The organism is Bartonella krasnovii (assembly GCF_003606345.3).
Taxonomy (GTDB): Bacteria; Pseudomonadota; Alphaproteobacteria; order Rhizobiales; family Rhizobiaceae; genus Bartonella; species Bartonella krasnovii.
In genome coordinates this window covers 415,084-432,828 of sequence record NZ_CP031844.2, presented here as the reverse complement: position 1 = coordinate 432,828, position 17,745 = coordinate 415,084, and the positions used below count along the sequence as shown (strand labels likewise).

Below are 17,745 nucleotides of genomic sequence, written 5' to 3'. Positions count from 1 at the left end.
TCTATACTCTTTGGAAGAAAGAGAAGATTGGACAGCAAACCAAAATACTCAAATGGCTCTTTTCAATCTTCTCCCTAAAATTAAAAATCATTTGGCTGAATGGTTGACTCTAGCGGATCGTAGCCATTTGATTGTTGACTGTAAACTGTAGGCGCACTTCTATTGTTTTGTAACACCACAACGCGCGAACCAACGGGAACGCGATCATAAAGATCAATAATATCTTGATTGAGCAAACGGATACATCCGCTTGAAATGGCACGCCCTATTGACCAAGATTCATGTGAGCCATGAATACGGAAAAGTGTGTCTTTCCCATTTTTGAAAAGATAAAGTGCTCGCGCGCCTAATGGATTATCGGGTCCTGGAGGCATTCCTTTCCCCAAATGCCCATAACGTTCTGGTTCTCGTGCCATCATTGCTGCTGTCGGAGCCCAATTGGGCCAGCGACGCTTGCGCTGTACAACTCCCTCACCTTCAAATGCTAGGCCTTCCTTACCGACCCCAATCCCATAGCGTAAAGCTTTTCCATTTTCACCAATAAGGTAAAGAAAACATTCTTGCGTATCGATAACCAACGTTCCAGGTGGATAAGATGTATAATAAATCACTTCTTGTCGCCAAAACTTTGGATCAATTGTTGTAAGATCAACAGCAGGTAACGGATAAGTTTCATTCGTTACAGGACCGTACAAAGCCTGTATTTCTGGTGGAATGTATCGAGCTTGTTGAAAAGAAGCCGATGACATATCTGATTGATGTGTTGTAGCACATCCAGCTAAAGCTAAAAGTGCTGCAGTTAAAAAGGCACAACGAGATAACACTCTTCTATTTTCTCCCATTAATTATTTACGCAGATCTGCGTACCATGAAAAACTTAGCACACTATTAACATTAACTCGAAGTTTTCTTAATTATTAAGTTTAAGAAAAACTTTAAAAGATAAAAAACAGGTTATTCATTGCTGTAGACTTTTTTCTCACTTATCACAATACAAAGGCTATAACTCTTCTGAAAATATGCTATAAAGAATTTTTATCTTGACCAATAAAATCAATAGAAAAGAAAGATTCTCATGGGCTTTAAATGCGGTATTGTCGGATTACCTAATGTTGGAAAATCAACTCTTTTTAATGCGCTCACAAAAACAGCCACTGCACAGGCGGCCAATTATCCTTTTTGTACCATTGAACCCAACACCGGTGAAGTTGCTGTTCCAGATTCACGAATGGAAAAAATTGCTTCCATCGCTGGTTCAAAAGAGATTATTCCTACACGCATTAATTTCGTTGACATTGCAGGGCTTGTGCGTGGCGCTTCAAAAGGCGAAGGTTTAGGAAACAAATTTTTAGCCAATATCCGTGAGGTTGATGCCATTATTCACGTTTTACGCTGTTTTCAAGATGATGATATAACCCATGTAGAAGGACATATTGATCCCCTTTCTGATGCCATAACCGTTGAAACTGAACTCATGCTGGCGGATTTAGAAAGTCTTGAGAGACGAATCGTACAAATTCGCAAACGAGCCACTGGAAAAGATAAAGAAGCTCTCACAATTCTACCCGTTATGGAAAAAGCATTAAATATCTTGCAACAGGGAAATCCTGTTCGATTGTTGCTTAAAGATATCTCTTCTGAAGAACGCCGCATCCTTGAGAACTTAAATCTTCTCACTTCTAAACCCGTCCTCTATGTATGCAATGTAAGTGAAAATGACGCTGCTCATGGAAATAACTTTACACGAATGGTCGAAAAAATGGCAGCAGAGCAAAATGCTCAAAGCATTATCATTTCTGCTTCCATTGAAGCTGAAATTACCCAACTTAATGATGCCGAGGCTTCAGAGTACCTTAATGCCCTAGGGCTTTTTGAACCAAGTCTAAACCGCCTCATTCGTGCTGGCTATTCTTTGCTTGACCTCATTACTTATTTCACCTGTGGACCTAAAGAAACACGAGCATGGACAATCACACGTGGCACGAAAGCACCCCAAGCTGCGGGTGTTATTCACTCAGATTTTGAGCGTGGCTTTATCCGCGCTCAAACCATCAGCTACGAGGATTATATTGCTTTAGGAGGAGAAAACGGTGCAAAAGAAGCGGGCAAAGCCCGTGATGAAGGTAAAGAATATATTGTGCAAGACGGTGATGTTATGTTGTTTAAACATAATACTTAAATAGTCTCTCTCTTAATATTTTGTGCCTTTTAAGCAAATAAAGAATAGGTATAGGATTTACAAATATCTCTTCTATAAAGCTTTAAGGATTAAATATTCTGTTTGAAGTATTTTTAAGCTGTACAAAACGTATAGAGTATTTTTCTTTCAAAAAAATTGAAATTGTTCGTTTCTTTACCTTATCAAAATCATTAAGATCTAATCTCAATTTTCCTTTGAGTTTAAAAAAACAAAAAGAGCTTATTGCCTAAAAGTTTTACATTTCTCAAATGCTCTGTATAAAAAACAGTGCCATCACGTGTTATGACAGCAACTGTTCTAATCGTAGACAATGGAAACACGAAATCAGCGTGCCCAATGCCCTTCATATTTAAATGTTGGAGCGTCTTTTAAAGAATCCTTTGTGGCATTTGTAATAAGTTTCCACTTACCATAATCATTTGTCATCTGGATTGTTTTTGGAGATACGACCACATAACTCTCCCCTATACCAAGGAAACCACCAACAGCAATAACAAACCCTGCAATGTTATTTTCACGCAAAATAATATCTTTTACTTCACCAATATTTTCATTTTCTATATTATAGACATCTGCACCAATAAGACTGGAAGCGACAAAATCCGTTGCTAAAGGTGTAACATAACGCACAGACATATCTGATCCCACCTGTACAACACCCGTTGCAGAAACCATTTCAGGTTTAGAAGGAACTTCAAAAGACTGAGCGTAAGTACTAGAAACCATTAAAGCAGATATAAGAGTAGTCCATACAGTTTTTTTCATTTTAACATCTCCGTTTTTACTTTGCTTTTACTTTATAAACATCAATGCATCATAATCAGATTTGTTCCCTACACTCTTTATACTCTTTCAAGACCAGCTCCCATAATTTTTTCTTCTATTCTTTTACCTTCTCCTTTCATTTTTCTTCTAAACTACGCCAAATACGGTTTTTTAAAATATAAACAAGCCCCCCAAAAATGATCAAAAATAAGATAACACGAAAACCGGTTTTTTTACGAATTTCCATATGAGGATCAGCAGCCCACATCAAAAAAGCCGCAACATCACGCGCATAATATTCAACAGTTTCCGGAGTTCCGTCTTCATAAGAAACAACACCATTACTCAATGGAGGCGCCATAGCTATAGAATTACCAGCAATAAAATAAGGATTATACCAAAAACCATCAGCAATTTCTGTATTTTCTGGAGCTTCCTGATATCCCGTTAAAAGGGCTGTAATATAATCTGGACCAGCAGTATTATAATGGGTAAGCACCTCAGAAATAACAGCAGGAAATGGTAAAGATACGGCACGTGCACGCGCCATTAATGATAAATCTGGAGGAGAAGTGCCATGAAGAATATTTCCTTCTGCTTCTTCATAAGCAAAGGGAGAAGGAAAATAATCCGTTGCGACACCAGCACGTTTAAAAAACTGCCCTTCTCGATTAGGACCATCGCGCACTTCATATTGCCCTGCAAAAGCTTTAATCTGTTCTTGATCATAGCCAAGAGCTTTTAAATCGCGAAAAGCCACATATCTTAACCCGTGGCAGCTAGAACAAACCTGTTTATAAACCTTTAATCCACGTCGCAACTGTGCTTTATCATAAATGCCAAATGGCCCTGAAAAACTCCATTCCTGTTTTTTAGGGACATGTAAAGGAAAAGAAACAAACCTCTCCTCTTTATCAGAGATATTACCAGCTACACTCTGAAAAGGAAATCCTATTACTGCTATAACAAGCAATCCAATAAAAGTATTTACCATAGTTTATTTTGTTTCTGTTTCATATCTTCAGTAATTGAAGAAGGAAGAGAACGCCCCTTTTCAAAAAGAGGGAGGACCGGCAAAACAATCAGAAAGAATATAAAATAATAAGCGGTAGCCAATTGCGTCCATAAAAGAATACTATCATTGATTTCCCTTGAACCTAGATAGCCAAGAAACACAACATCAGCAATAAATGTCCAAAAGAAAATTTTATAAACAGGTCGATACCTTGCAGAACATATTTTAGAGCGATCTAACCATGGAACAAGAAACAAAACGAAAATCGAACCTGCTAAGAGAATAACTCCTAAAAAAGTTGATGAAAGAGCACCAATATTAAAAGTGATGGCACGCAGTATGGCATAAAAAGGCAAAAAGTACCACTCTGGAACTACGCGAAGGGGTGCCTTTAAAGGATCAGCAACAGTATAATTTTCAGCCTGTCCCATATAATCAGGCATATAAAACAAAAACCAAGCAAAAAAGACGAGAAAAACAGTAATGGCAAAAATATCTTTGATAAGCGCATAGGGTGTAAAAGGAACAGTTTCCTCATCTGATTGTATTGTAAGACCCGTTGGATTACCCTGCCCAACTTGATGGATTGCAAAAATATGAATTCCCACGAAAAAAAGTAAAACAAATGACAACAAATAATGAAGCACATAAAAACGGTTCAATGTTGGTTGTCCAACACTATAACCACCAAGAAGCGTCTCATGCAACCATGTGCCCACAAAAGGAATGGCTTTCAAAAGTCCAGCAACCACTGAAGCAGCAGAAACAGACATCATCCCCCAAACCAAGACATAACCAAAAAACGCTATTGCCATCATGATGATATAAATAAACATGCCCGTAACCCAAACCATCTCACGCATATTTTTATAAGAACCATAATAAAGTCCACGGGCTAAATGAATATAAACAGCGATAAAAAAGAAGGATGATCCCACACAATGCCACGGACGAAAGAGCCAACCAAACTGTCCTTCACGTCTAAAACGTTCACCCGTTTCAAAAGCCAAATGAACATCCGGAACATAATGCAGTGACAAAACAAGACCTGTCAAAAGCTGTGATAAAAGCATAACGGTCAAAATACCACCAAATGTATAAAAATAGTTCAGATTACGTGGTACAGGAAAAATAACAAATACATTATAAAAAAAACGAGGAAGTGGTAAACGCTTATCAAACCAACGAGCAAGAGAAGTTTTAGGAGAATAGGGAGGAAATCTTGCCATTTCTTTATCCTATTTTCAGTAAAGTATCAGAAAGAAATCGATAAGGTGGAATGGCGAGGTTATAATTAGCAGGTCCTGAACGCACTCTGCCAGCTGTATCATAAACAGACCCATGACATGGACACAACCATCCACCAAATCGTCCCGATTGGCCAAGTGTTACACAACCAAGATGTGTACAAAGATTAATGAGAATAAGCCAATTCTCACGCCCTTTACCTGCTGAACGCGCAAAATCTGTTGCTTCTTCTTCGCCTTCAAGATTAGGATTGCGGGCTTGGCGATCTCTTAGAAGACTCAATTTGGTAGCGCGCGCTTCAGCAATTTCTTTCGCAGTGCGGTTACGAATAACAACAGGTTGTCCACGCCACTTCACCGTCACCGACATGCCCTCTTCAATACCAGAAAGGTCTACCTCAACAGAAGAAGATGCCAAAACAGCCTCATCTGGACGCAATTGACGAACAAAAGGCCACGCAACAATCCCCATTCCAACTGCTCCTGCAACAGCTGTTACCAAAAAGAGAAAATCCCGCCTCGTCTGCTCACCCATTGCCTTAACTTCAAAGAGACACTCTGCTAAAATATCTTTTTATCACACCCTCTCCTATTGCACAATGCTTGGATTAATCACCATTGCCTTAACAAATACCTCTGAAAAAACTTCTACTCTTTGTATGGCTGATATAAAACCTAGTTTAATGATCATTTATCATTCTACAAAGTGAATAAAAAGCCTAAATACCCTAGGTTTATTTCAAATCTCTGTTCCTATTCAATCAATCAAAACCTTTCCAACCCTGATAAAACCCGAGACCCTTAAAGAAAAAAACTTTCTTGTTATGGTCAAATCTCCATCCCAATGAAGGATTCAACCTCATAAATATCCTCCTTTTCACCATAATGGACCCATTCATTTCATGAATCATAAGACTCCTTTTTACCTCAAACAAATCTTTGACCGTAACTTTTTCCAGAAACTTAAAGTGCATAAAAACTAAATATAAAAATCATATATTTCTTGAGCATATTTTTCGAATAAATTACGGCTCTTCTTTACAAAGTTGAAAAAAGTCATATTACAGAGAACATGACACTTCATATAGCTCTTTTCCAACCTGATATTGCTGGTAATACCGGAACGATTTTACGTCTTAGTGCTTGTTTTGGTTTACATGTGCACATTATTGAACCCGCAGGCTTTAACCTGTCGGATCGTAATCTCAAACGCGCAGGATTGGATTATCTCGAATATGCTTCCTTAGAGAAACACATTGATTGGCAACATTTTTTAAGCTCTATGAAACACTTTAACCGCCGTCTTTTGCTTTTAAGTACAAAAGCAAAAACATGCTATACGCAGATAGACTATCAAAAAAATGATGTTTTACTTTTTGGTCGTGAATCCGCTGGCGTCCCCGATTATGTTCATGAAGCTGCCGATTACACATTGAAAATTCCCATGAAACCACACGCTCGCTCGCTCAATATTGCCATGAGCGTAGCCATAACAGCAGGAGAAGCATTGCGCCAAATTGGTTATCATGAAGGAAACTGTGATCTATAAAAATACAACAATTCTATCAAAGCATTAATAGAATGATTAAATACCTCTCATATAAAAATGCATTGAACATCCTCCTCTTTATGCTCATACAAAATACAAACCGTTATCATTATTCTCTTTAATCTTTTCAAAAAATCTCCCTTATTTTGATATGGTTTATTAAGAGGTATTTTCCCCCCTTATAATCGTTTTTTCTCACACAGCTTCCCTCACTTGTGACAAATAAGGAAATAATTTTGACTGATATAATATGAATAGGTTTGAAATAAGACGATCTTACGATATTTGGCGCTCTTTTTTCATATGAGCAATGGTAAATTATTATTATAAATCAATTTGTTCTAATAAGGCATGACGATCCATTAAAAATCCACTTTCAATCCATATCATTTCTAGTTCTTTAAGCTTTTGTCCTAAAAGGATACCTTTCGAAAAACCTTTTTTTATTAAATCATTACCATTAATGGGAAAAGTTGGAATCTGCCATTCTTGAACAAGCTGATAAAGTTTGAGATAATTTTCTTTTTTTTGCAAAGCCGCGCTTTTTTCTAGAGTATCGACATGTGATGCAGCAACAGACAAGGATAATTGATCTAAAACCGGTTGTCGCCCATGAAAATAAATTAATTTTTGCACAAAATGGGCAGAACAGTTTTGGCTTATTATTTCTAACTCTGCCCATTCCTTTAACCGTGTTGTTTCCTTATGGGATAAACGCAAGCGCTTTGCCATTTCATGAAGATGCACAGGGTTAGGAGGAAGAAGACTTTCTAGCCGTAACAAGGGATCAATTTTCCAACCAAGAGCCTGTTCTGTTTTCACCAATGCGTGGATTGCATCAATGCCCCATTTTTCTGTTTCAGGAAAAATGAGTGACAAAATTCTGCTTTGGCGCATCCACAAAAGAGCACGTGTTGGGTCAGAAGCTAAAAGAAGCTTTTTCATTTCTGCCCAAATACGCTCAGAAGAAAGTTTTTCTAAACCGTGTTTTAAACGAACACATGCCCTCAAGCCTTCCACATCAGGTCGCCCAGCTCCATACCACGCATAAAAGCGAAAAAAACGTAAAATACGCAAATAATCTTCACTAATACGATTTTCTGCAACACCGATAAAACGAACTGTTCGGCTCATAATATCGCTCAAACCTCCTACATCATCATAAAGGTTGCCAGCCGCATCACAATAAAGGGCATTAATGGTAAAATCCCGCCGTTCAGCATCTTTTTTCCAGTCACGACCAAATACCACTTTTGCATGACGACCATCTGTTTCAATATCACTGCGAAGTGTTGTGACCTCATAAGAACATGAATGCGCAACCACTGTTATTGTACCAAACGCAACCCCTGTGGGAATAGCTTTAAATCCTGCTTCTTCTACACGTGTGATAATCTGTTGCGGTAAGCAGGTTGTCGCAATATCAATATCACTAATAGGCTGCCTTAGTAGTTGATTGCGCACCGCTCCCCCTACGATACGTGCCTCTTCCCCCTCTAAAGATAAAATACGAAGAAGTGTTTGGATATCACTTTGTTGTAACCACGCAACTTGTTTGAAGTTCTGCCTTATATTCACCCTTTAACCTTTCAAATTTTAACCTTTCAAAAAAGTTGTCTTCATTACTTTCAAAAACTCTCTTCATAAAACAAAGTTTTTAAAACATCAAACATGCCTCTTTCTTTCAAAGAAACTTTCTTCTATCCATATGCAAATATGAAAAAAATAGCTTATGATGCTTCTTTTCTTCTCATTTTCTGTTACAAACAATAAGATGTCCATTATCATACAGAGAAAATTACTATTTTTGCGACAAACGCCTTAAGGAAAAAATATGAGTCACCGTGATCCAGCGTCTAATTCTGTGAAAAAGGTTAATACCAAACAGGAGGCCCAAGCCATTATTGAGGATATTGATACGGCACACAAAGAATTAGATATTATACAACAAGAAATTGACAAAGTTATTTTTGGGCAAAGTCATATCATTGAATATGCTTTAACGGCTATTTTTGCCGGTGGTCATGCTCTTCTTGTCGGTGCTCCAGGGCTTGCAAAAACACGTCTTGTAGAAACATTGGGAGCCGTTTTAGGACTTGATGAAAAACGTATCCAATTTACCCCAGACCTTATGCCATCAGACATTATCGGTTCTGAAATCATGGATTCTGATAAAGAGGGGAAACGTTCTTTTCGCTATGTTCAAGGTCCCATTTTCACGCAGCTTCTCATGGCTGATGAAATCAATCGAGCCTCTCCACGCACACAGTCAGCTCTTTTACAGGCTATGCAGGAATATCATGTAACCGTTGCAGGAACCCGTTATGATTTACCACAACCTTTTCATGTTCTTGCAACGCAAAATCCTCTCGAACAAGAAGGGACCTACCCACTTCCTGAAGCTCAACTCGATCGCTTTTTGATGCAAATTGATATTGACTATCCTGACCTTACAACAGAGCGGCGGATCATTTTGGAAACAACAAAAGAAAAAAAATCAAATGCAAAAGCAATTTTATCCGCTAAAAAATTACAAAAAATTCAAAATGTCGTTCGCAAAATGCCTCTTTCAGAAAATGTGATCGAAGCTATTTTAAAAATTGTCCGCTCAGCACGCCCTGATAAAAACAATAGCCTTGCCAATACTTATATTTCTTGGGGACCAGGACCGCGCGCATCACAAGCTCTTTCACTTTGTGTTCGTGCTCGTGCTCTTTATTATGGGCGTTTAGCCCCCTCGCTTGATGATGTTGAAGCATTGGCCTATCCCGTATTACAACACCGCATGGCCCTTAATTTTTCTGCTCGTGCTGAAGAGATAACCGTAAAAGATATTATCAATAACCTTGTGAAAGATGCCCTTTAAATGGCTATTGGCAAAAAAGTTTTACAAAAGTCTCCATTGTCGCTGGCAAAAGAGCTGTATAAGAATAATGGCAAAATGCCATATTTCCTTTTACAAGCGCGTCATATTGCCAATACACTGATAACCGGATGGCATGGGCAACGCAAACGTGGGAATGGAGAAAATTTTTGGCAGTTTCGTCCCTATATGGAAGGAGAATCCATTGCCCGTATTGATTGGCGTCGCTCAGCGCGTGATGAAAATATGTATCTCCGTGAGCATGAATGGCAAATGACACAAACCGTTTGGCTTTGGCCTGATCAGAGCCTATCAATGCATTACTGTTCGCGCTTTTCTAAAATCTCTAAAGGCAATCATGCCATCATTTTAACCCTTGCCTTGGCATCACTTCTGGCACGGTGTGGCGAACATATTGCGATTCCCAACTTAGTGCCCCCCACAATGACATCCAATGTCGTAGAACAGATAGCATTTGCTTTAGAAGATCATTCAGATGAAAATTCATTACCCGATTTTTCAACGATTACACGCTTTTCACACGCCATTATAATGAGTGATTTTCTCGATCATCCTGAAAAAATCATCCAGCATTTAGCTCCTTTATCGACAAAACAGGTAACAGCTCATTTAATTGAAATTGCTGACCCTGCGGAAGAAAGCTTTCCCTACACAGGTCATACAGAATTTTTTGATCCTGAAACGAAAGAAAAACACATTTTTGGAAAAGCAGAAAATCTTCGTAAAAGCTATTGTAAGCTATATCAAGCACGTCGACAAGAATTAGTAAATTTTTGTGCACGACAGGGGTGGTCTTATCACGTTAGTACAACAGATCAACCTTTAACAGAAATCATTTTGCATCTTGCAAATACAATGAATGACTCTTCATTGCAAAAAAGGAGGGCACTTTGAGTTTTTCTGCTCCCTTTCTGTTATTAGGGCTCTTGTTTTTACCGGTCATTTGGTGGCTGTTGCGGATAACCCCTCCATCTCCACGTAAAGAGCTCTTTCCTCCTTTACGCTTCTTACCCAAACCAACTCATCAGCAGGAAACGGCAAAACATACCCCTTGGTGGTTACTGTTGTTGCGTTTAACCATAGCCGCACTGGTTATCATCGCTCTAGCCCGTCCCACTTGGAATCAAAAGCCAATAAGCTTTTCTGGATCTCAACCCCTTGCGCTCATTATTGATAATGGTTGGGCATCTGTAAAAGAATGGAAAAAACGTATCTCTATCGCTGAAATGCTCCTTGCACAGGCAGAAAGACAGCAAAAAAATATTTACCTTGTTGCAACGGCTGAAAATGATATCTCCAATGTGGAACCCCAACCAGCGAAGATTATAAAACAGCATTTAATGCATTTGCAACCGCGTCCTTGGCCTGTAAACCGTGTGCATATCTTAAAAGAACTCAGTAAAATAAACAAAGGAAAACCTCTTGATATTGCTTATTTAAGCGATGGATTACAAACAAATGAAGATGAAAAAACTTTTGCTTTACTTGAAAAATTAAAACCTAGAAACTTCTTGTGGTATTTGGCTGATATTTCCGATTTAACCGGCATAACATCCATAAAAAATAAAAATGGAAACATGGTTGCGCGTATTATTCGCTCAACCATACACGGTACAACGCCCACTACACTCAGCCTTTACGATTCAAATAATCAACTTCTTGGTCAATTTACGAAAAATTTCTCTGAAGGCCAAACAACAGCACTTGTTCCTTTTGATATCCCTCTTGAATTACGCAACGATATCGCTTGGATAAAAATTAATAACCAAAACCATGCTGCTGCAACTTTCTTAGTAGACAGCCATAGTAGGATAAGCCGTGTTGCTCTTCTCTCCCCCGATACCAATGAGATGGCCCAGCCTTTACTTGCTCCATTTTATTATATTATCAAAGCATTACAAGGTCATACACAGCTTATAACTTCCGGTGGAAGAGAACTTTCAACAGATATTGATCTTCTGCTTAAACAAAATCCATCTGTTTTCATTATGGGCGACATGATTAATATCCCAGAAAAAGCAGAAAAAAAGCTTTCTGATTTTGTAAATAAAGGAGGGACACTCATCCGCTTTGCAGGAGAAAAACTCAGTAGTGCAGAACATTACGATAGTCTTCTTCCGGTATCGCTGCGTCAGGGGCAACGTTCTCTTGGGAGTATTATGTCTTGGACAAAACCACAAAAACTTGCCCCTTTTGCAAAAAATAGTTTTTTCTTTGACCTTCCTTTTCCAGAAGATGTTACTGTCTCGCGCCAAATTCTTGCAGAACCAACCCCAGATCTTTTCGAAAAAACGTGGCTCAGCCTTTCGGATGGGACTCCTCTTATTACCGCAGCAAAGCGTGGGAAAGGAACCCTTATTCTCATTCATATTGCCCCTGACCCTACATGGTCTAATCTTCCTCTTTCTGGTTTTTTTGCACAAATGTTACAAAAACTAATTACGTTAGGATCTTTTGAAAACACAAACCCAACACACAGAGAAAAAAGAACAAGTGTACAAAATCCTTGGCGAACCATAGACGCTAATGGACAATTACAAGCCCCGCCCTCTGATGTTGTTCCGCTAGTCTTTAATGCCCAAAACCCACCCCGTCCTTCCTATCATACACCCCCAGGACTTTACGGTGTCAAAAATGATTTTTATGCGCTTAATCTCTTAACTGATACATCGCGTTTGATGAAACAATCATCATTATCAACTTCTCTTAATAAGAACCCTTTATCTTATGATACAAAAGAAAAAGATCTTATCGGTTCCCTTTTAGGATTAGCCCTCTTATTATTTGCTTTTGATAATTTTCTTATTTTATGGATGGGAGGGATTTTTTCTTTTAATAAATGGCGTAATCGGTTTTTCTTTTCTCTCATTATTCTGATTGGCCTGTTTTCATACGATCCAACGCTTCATGCACAAACGACAGAAAATCATCATGATAGTGTGCAAGCTGCTGGTGTAACACATCTTGCCTACGTTATAACCAACAATCATGAAATTGATACAACGAGTAAAAGTGGTCTAGAAGCCTTAAGCCAATTTATCGCAGAGCGCACAATGCTTACCCCCGGCTCTGTTAAAGCACTTGATCTCGATAAAGATGAACTCTCCTTTTATCCTCTTATTTACTGGCCAATTGATGCTAAGAGTCCTATACTAACCTCCAAAAGCCTTGAAAAAATCAATAACTTTATGAAACATGGGGGAACCATTTTATTTGACACGCGCGATCAGATAAAGAGCAATCTTAATCTTGAGGGAGATGCCACTCCAGAAACGCAGAAATTACGAACCATCTTAAAAGGGTTAAATATTCCCTCCATTGAGCCAGCCTCAACAGATCATGTTGTTGCACGTTCCTTTTATATTATGCCGGATTTTCCTGGTCTCTACCGTGGTTCACCTTTATGGGTTGAATCCTCATCAACGAACAAAAAAAATAAAAATTCTCTTACCCGCGGTGATAATGTAAGTTCCCTGCTCATCACCGCAAATAACTTTGCTGCTGCTTGGGCACTCGATGAAAAAGGGACATGGAAATATCCTCTTGTTCCTAATGATCCGATGCAACGTCTCTGGGCATTTCGCGCAGGCTTAAATATTGTCCTTTATGTGCTTACTGGAAACTATAAAGCAGACCAAATTCATGTTCCAGCGCTCTTGGAACGCTTTAAAAGAGAAAGAAGGCAATGATACCACTTTTCACTTTTCAGCCTTTTTTACCTCTCTTTTGGATTCTGCTGTTAAGCGGAATATCCATTCTTTTTGTCGTTGTTGGTCTTATTACACAACATCAAGGGTCTTTATTTCGTCTGATGGCGTTGAGCACTCTCATTCTTGCTTTGCTTAATCCAATGATTATCAAAGAACAGCGCGAACCGCTGAAAAGTACAGTAGGCATTGTCATTGACCGTAGCAAAAGCCAAACTTTTGGAACACGCATAAACGACAGTGATGAAGCGCGCGCGCAATTAATCGAAACATTGGCGCATTATCCACAATTTGAACCACGTTTTATTGAAGCTGGAAAACTTGCTGATCATCAATATGCCCCTTCAACGAATTTGTTTAATGCTTTAACACAAGCACTTTCTGATGTACCGCCCTCTCGTTATGCAGGAACAATTTTTATTACTGATGGACAAGTGCATGACATTCCAGACCTATCAGATCTTCATCATGAAGCACCTTTTAATGCTCTGATCACAGGGCGCTCAGATGAATTTGATCGTCAAATCAAATTTATTTCGCCTCCACGCTTTGCCCTTATCAATAAACCACAAAAGCTCTCCATTTTGGTAGAAGATCAAGGAGTCCATCCAAAAACAATACCACAGAAAGCCAATATTACACTCAGCGTCAATGGACAAGAAATTGGTCACTATTCTGTGACTCCTGGTATTATTTTTCAAACTGAAGTTACCCTTCCTCATGCTGAAAAAAATATTATCCAAGCGACCACTGAAGCTTACAAAGGCGAACTAAGCGTTGAAAACAACCGCGCCATAACAACCATTGAAGGAATCAGAGAAAATTTACGCGTTCTTCTTATTTCAGGTGCCCCTTATAATGGAGAACGAACATGGCGTGACCTTTTGAAGGGTGACTCTAATATTGATCTTGTTCACTTTACGATTTTGCGCCCCCCCACTAAAGCGGATAATACGCCTTTAAGCCAATTATCCTTGGTGGTTTTTCCTACAAGAAAACTCTTTGTTGAAGAGATTAATAACTTTGATCTCATCATCCTTGATGGTTACCAGCACTCTGCTGTTCTACCTTTAATCTATTATGATTATATCGCCCAATATGTACAAAAGGGTGGTGCTTTGCTGATGGTAACAGGACCTGAATTTACCCAAAAAAACTCACTTGCGAAAACACCTTTAATAAGCATCCTACCGGCATTGCCCAATGGAACTATTATTGAAAAACCTTTTCGCCCTGCATTAACCAAAGAAGGTGAACGCCATCCCGTCACAAGAGATCTTGCAACGCTTAATCTTCCAACTTCCCAATGGGGGCGATGGCTGCGACAAATTGCTATTCAAGATGCATACAAAGGCACAGCTCTCATGAAAGGAGCTGATGAACAGCCACTTCTACTTCTTTCCCATGTTGATAAAGGGCGTGTCGGTATGTTGCTTTCCGATGAAAGTTGGCTTTGGGCACGAGGTTTTGAAGGTGGTGGTCCTTATGCGGCTCTTTATCGCCGAATTGCTCATTGGCTCATGAAAGAACCGGAACTTGAAGAAGAAAAATTAAGCGCGACCAGCAGCCATCAGAATTTAACAATTCGCCGCCAAACTCTAAAAGACCATCCAGAACCCGCTGAGATAACTTTTCCTTCTGGAAAAAAACAAAAGATCGTCCTTACTAAAGAGCGAGAAGGTCTCTTCACTGCAACTGTAGCCACTGATGAGACGGGAATTTTTACCATCAAAAATGACGATTTAACAATACTGTCTTCTGTAGGAATGCTCGATAATCTTGAATTGTTTGATTTAATTTCAACAAAAGAAAAATTAGCCCCCATTATTAAACACACGGGGGGGTACATCGGACGTTTACACCCTGAAGGAAAAGAAAACATTCATCTTCCTCCACTCAAGCTCATTCAATCAAAAACAAATCTATCATCTTCCCCAGCACATTCAATTATTTTGAAAGAAGCGACAGAAACGCGTTTAATTAATACATTTTATTTTTCGGTATTTTCTGGTTTTTTTGCCCTGCTTGTTTGTCTTTTACTGTTGAGCAGCATGTGGTATCGTGAAGGTCGTTAAAAAATCCTGAGATTTTGTAGAGTAATTTTAAAATTAAGCTTATCTTTTTGTGTATTTAATTATCATTTTACAATGATATAAGATATTTATTTATAATGATAATTTTTTATTTTGAATAATAACTTTACATATAATAAGCTTTTCTTACTTATAGTCCTTTTCATAACATTGAGAACTTTCGTGAAATGAGATCAAAGGTACAGGGAAATATCTCTTTTTAAAAAATATGTGAATGGACAACATTATGATATTCTATTTGGAATATTTCTCTTAAGGCATTTTGTTTTGCGTGAGAAACACCTCCCATTAAAAGCATTACATGGCAATGAAAGACCGTAAAAATTTCTGATAAATATAATAATTCTTGTGCATTTTATTCTGAGAGATTAGATTGTTTATGATTATGTGTGGTCGTATAAAAGCTGTTTAACTTAAAACTTTATGACTATCATTTTAAAATTTATCCCATCATATAAAGACATATCGGTTGCTAAGAATGGTCTGTTATATTATGCTGTCCTTTGTTATAGGGAATACAATACAGCATTAATTCTCTAAAGAATTTTCTTATATTTTCAACAAGCTATTTGTCCTTTTACAATCTTTCTTGCCTTTAAGCACCAACTTATCTTATGTTTGTTCTTTAAATCGTTTTTAATACTCTACGAGCTTTTATGTTTTATCTTGCCCATATATCGGATATACATCTTTCTCCTCTCCCCAAACCTTCCCTTTTTGAACTTTCTGGAAAGCGTCTTACCGGTTACTTAAATTGGCAAAAAAAACGTAAGAGTCAAATGGCAACAAATGTCCTCGAAACTTTAATAGATGCTTTGAATAAAACAAAACCTGATCATCTTGTGATCTCTGGTGATCTTGTGAATCTTGCTCTTGATAAGGAATTTGAACAAGCGCATCGTTGGCTCCTGACCTTAGGACAACCTCAAGATATTTCTTTGACCTTTGGAAATCATGATGCCTATGTCCGCGGTGCCCTCCAAAAAGCATGTACGCTCTTTAAACCTTGGATCACCGGAGACGTTCCGCAAAAAAGTGCCTCTCCTTTTCCTTATATGCGTATTCGCGAAGATGTCGCTATCATAGCTGCTTCTTCAGCCATTGCAACCCCTCCTTTTCAAGCTTCTGGTTATTTTGGTAAAATGCAAGCGCAAACGTTGCCGTACTTTTTAAAAGAAGCAGCACAGCGCAACCTTTTTCGTGTTGTCATGATCCACCATCCCCCTTTTCCTAAGGCAACGTCTTGGCATAAAAAACTACGAGATACAAAACGTTTTCTAGAGATTATCAAACACCACGGTTGCGAACTTATTCTTCACGGGCATACTCATTTACCCACATTGAAGTGGATTGAAGGACCAATTAAAAAGATTCCTATTGTTGGTGTTCCTTCCGCATCTCAAGCTTTTGGTGATAAAAAACCACCCGCAGGCTTTAACTTATTTTCCATTGAACACTTACAAAATCAATGGCACTGCCAGTTACAACGTTATAGCATTATCAATCCCCAAAACGAGATCTCCTGTACTGAAACAATTAATCTTTAAACATTTCCAAAGTTGTCGAAACAACAAAAAACAAAAATATTTTTACTTCATACCCCTTTCATAAATCATAATTTTACTGTCCTCCTCCTCTTAACAAGACAAAGTTTCATCTTCTTTGTTGACAAATCAATTTTTTTCAGAGGGCTCATTACCTAACCCCACTTACGTGACTAACTTTATAAATCATTGGTTTACTTCCTTCCCATTCTTAAGGATGAAGACTTCTCCCCTATCTGATCTATAAATAATCTAGATTCTTTTCGTTCGGATTTCAGCAATCGATTGCCCCTGTAATTTATCTCACAAAGTGCTACAAGTCTTGCTTTATACACCACTTCACACTCTCTCTAAAGCATCTCATAGGAAAAATCTTGATGGCCCTATAATCATGATATTTTTTAGAATATAGAGAGCACATTTAGCTTTTATACCTAAATATTAATGACGATAAAAAGCTCAATAATAACTAAAACGTATAATTTCAATAATCCATCCCCCTTGTAATTGATAAAAAATGATATTGATTGATTTATGGTCAATAGATTTGAAATATTCCCCTATTATTATACGCGGTAGTTATTATAGAATATTTGAAAAGTTTATAAAAATAATAGCTCTTATTTCAATAATAGACATAGAAAATTATGTTTTTTATGTCTCGATAAATGCCTAATTTTCTATCTATTTTTTCCTATAAATTACTTTATAATGCTCTTTATTATTATCTATAATAAAGCA

At 38.1% G+C, this 17,745-nt stretch carries 13 protein-coding genes; 7 read left to right on the top strand and 6 right to left on the bottom strand.

Annotated elements, in window-relative coordinates; genetic code table 11:
• Nucleotides 1-80 precede the first annotated feature (80 nt).
• Nucleotides 81-824: a L,D-transpeptidase gene (locus D1092_RS01735; RefSeq protein ID WP_120121911.1), complete on the bottom strand. Its 744-nt coding sequence runs from the start codon at nt 822-824 to the stop codon at nt 81-83.
• Between the two features lie 251 nt (nt 825-1,075).
• Between D1092_RS01735 and ychF the strand changes: the two genes are divergently transcribed.
• The gene (gene ychF, locus D1092_RS01730) at nt 1,076-2,179 is read left to right on the top strand and encodes a redox-regulated ATPase YchF (RefSeq protein WP_120121910.1); all 1,104 of its coding nucleotides are present in this window, start codon (nt 1,076-1,078) and stop codon (nt 2,177-2,179) included.
• A gap of 345 nt (nt 2,180-2,524) precedes the next feature.
• Here the strand turns inward: ychF and D1092_RS01725 are convergent, their stop codons facing one another.
• The 4 genes from D1092_RS01725 to petA form a co-directional block, all read right to left on the bottom strand.
• Complete coding sequence (locus D1092_RS01725) at nt 2,525-2,965, bottom strand: PRC-barrel domain-containing protein (RefSeq protein ID WP_120121909.1); 441 nt, start codon at nt 2,963-2,965, stop codon at nt 2,525-2,527.
• A gap of 136 nt (nt 2,966-3,101) precedes the next feature.
• Nucleotides 3,102-3,959, bottom strand: coding sequence for a cytochrome c1 (locus tag D1092_RS01720; RefSeq protein ID WP_120121908.1), 858 nt, complete (start codon nt 3,957-3,959; stop codon nt 3,102-3,104).
• Nucleotides 3,953-5,209, bottom strand: coding sequence for a cytochrome b (locus D1092_RS01715; RefSeq protein WP_120121907.1), 1,257 nt, complete (start codon nt 5,207-5,209; stop codon nt 3,953-3,955). Before D1092_RS01715 ends, D1092_RS01720 begins: the two co-directional genes overlap by 7 nt.
• Before the next feature lie 4 nt (nt 5,210-5,213).
• On the bottom strand, nt 5,214-5,762 hold the full coding sequence (gene petA / locus D1092_RS01710; RefSeq protein WP_120121906.1) for a ubiquinol-cytochrome c reductase iron-sulfur subunit: 549 nt from the start codon (nt 5,760-5,762) through the stop codon (nt 5,214-5,216).
• A 537-nt stretch (nt 5,763-6,299) separates the two neighbouring features.
• On the opposite strand from petA, the gene D1092_RS01705 reads away from it, so the two are divergent.
• Entirely contained in the window at nt 6,300-6,776 is a 477-nt protein-coding gene (locus D1092_RS01705) for a tRNA (cytidine(34)-2'-O)-methyltransferase (RefSeq protein ID WP_120121904.1), read from the top strand.
• 324 nt (nt 6,777-7,100) lie between these two features.
• On the opposite strand, the gene D1092_RS01700 is transcribed toward D1092_RS01705, so the two are convergent.
• Nucleotides 7,101-8,354 carry a CCA tRNA nucleotidyltransferase gene (locus D1092_RS01700; protein WP_120121903.1) on the bottom strand — a complete coding sequence of 418 codons (1,254 nt, stop codon included), beginning with the start codon at nt 8,352-8,354 and terminating at the stop codon, nt 7,101-7,103.
• 256 nt (nt 8,355-8,610) lie between these two features.
• Here D1092_RS01700 and D1092_RS01695 point away from each other — a divergent pair, with 256 nt between their 5' ends.
• The 5 genes from D1092_RS01695 to D1092_RS01675 all read left to right on the top strand — a co-directional run bounded on the left by D1092_RS01695 (nt 8,611) and on the right by D1092_RS01675 (nt 17,007).
• Nucleotides 8,611-9,642 carry an AAA family ATPase gene (locus D1092_RS01695; protein ID WP_120121902.1) on the top strand — a complete coding sequence of 344 codons (1,032 nt, stop codon included), beginning with the start codon at nt 8,611-8,613 and terminating at the stop codon, nt 9,640-9,642.
• On the top strand, nt 9,643-10,554 hold the full coding sequence (locus D1092_RS01690; protein ID WP_120121901.1) for a DUF58 domain-containing protein: 912 nt from the start codon (nt 9,643-9,645) through the stop codon (nt 10,552-10,554).
• Nucleotides 10,551-13,349 (top strand): DUF4159 domain-containing protein, encoded by a 2,799-nt coding sequence (locus D1092_RS01685; protein WP_120121900.1) that lies wholly within the window; start codon nt 10,551-10,553, stop codon nt 13,347-13,349. Before D1092_RS01690 ends, D1092_RS01685 begins: the two co-directional genes overlap by 4 nt.
• Nucleotides 13,346-15,442 (top strand): glutamine amidotransferase, encoded by a 2,097-nt coding sequence (locus D1092_RS01680; RefSeq protein WP_120121899.1) that lies wholly within the window; start codon nt 13,346-13,348, stop codon nt 15,440-15,442. Before D1092_RS01685 ends, D1092_RS01680 begins: the two co-directional genes overlap by 4 nt.
• Nucleotides 15,443-16,116: 674 nt before the next feature.
• Complete coding sequence (locus D1092_RS01675; RefSeq protein WP_120121898.1) at nt 16,117-17,007, top strand: metallophosphoesterase family protein; 891 nt, start codon at nt 16,117-16,119, stop codon at nt 17,005-17,007.
• The last annotated feature ends 738 nt before the right edge of the window (nt 17,008-17,745 follow it).

What these genes read in the sequence shown, in the direction of transcription:
- ychF (WP_120121910.1), top strand. Translation starts at nt 1,076, where the DNA reads ATGGGCTTTAAATGCGGTATTGTCGGATTACCTAATGTTGGAAAATCA.
- D1092_RS01725 (WP_120121909.1), bottom strand. Translation starts at nt 2,965, where the DNA reads ATGAAAAAAACTGTATGGACTACTCTTATATCTGCTTTAATGGTTTCT.
- D1092_RS01720 (WP_120121908.1), bottom strand. Translation starts at nt 3,959, where the DNA reads ATGGTAAATACTTTTATTGGATTGCTTGTTATAGCAGTAATAGGATTT.
- D1092_RS01715 (WP_120121907.1), bottom strand. Translation starts at nt 5,209, where the DNA reads ATGGCAAGATTTCCTCCCTATTCTCCTAAAACTTCTCTTGCTCGTTGG.
- petA (WP_120121906.1), bottom strand. Translation starts at nt 5,762, where the DNA reads ATGGGTGAGCAGACGAGGCGGGATTTTCTCTTTTTGGTAACAGCTGTT.
- D1092_RS01705 (WP_120121904.1), top strand. Translation starts at nt 6,300, where the DNA reads ATGACACTTCATATAGCTCTTTTCCAACCTGATATTGCTGGTAATACC.
- D1092_RS01695 (WP_120121902.1), top strand. Translation starts at nt 8,611, where the DNA reads ATGAGTCACCGTGATCCAGCGTCTAATTCTGTGAAAAAGGTTAATACC.
- D1092_RS01690 (WP_120121901.1), top strand. Translation starts at nt 9,643, where the DNA reads ATGGCTATTGGCAAAAAAGTTTTACAAAAGTCTCCATTGTCGCTGGCA.
- D1092_RS01680 (WP_120121899.1), top strand. Translation starts at nt 13,346, where the DNA reads ATGATACCACTTTTCACTTTTCAGCCTTTTTTACCTCTCTTTTGGATT.
- D1092_RS01675 (WP_120121898.1), top strand. Translation starts at nt 16,117, where the DNA reads ATGTTTTATCTTGCCCATATATCGGATATACATCTTTCTCCTCTCCCC.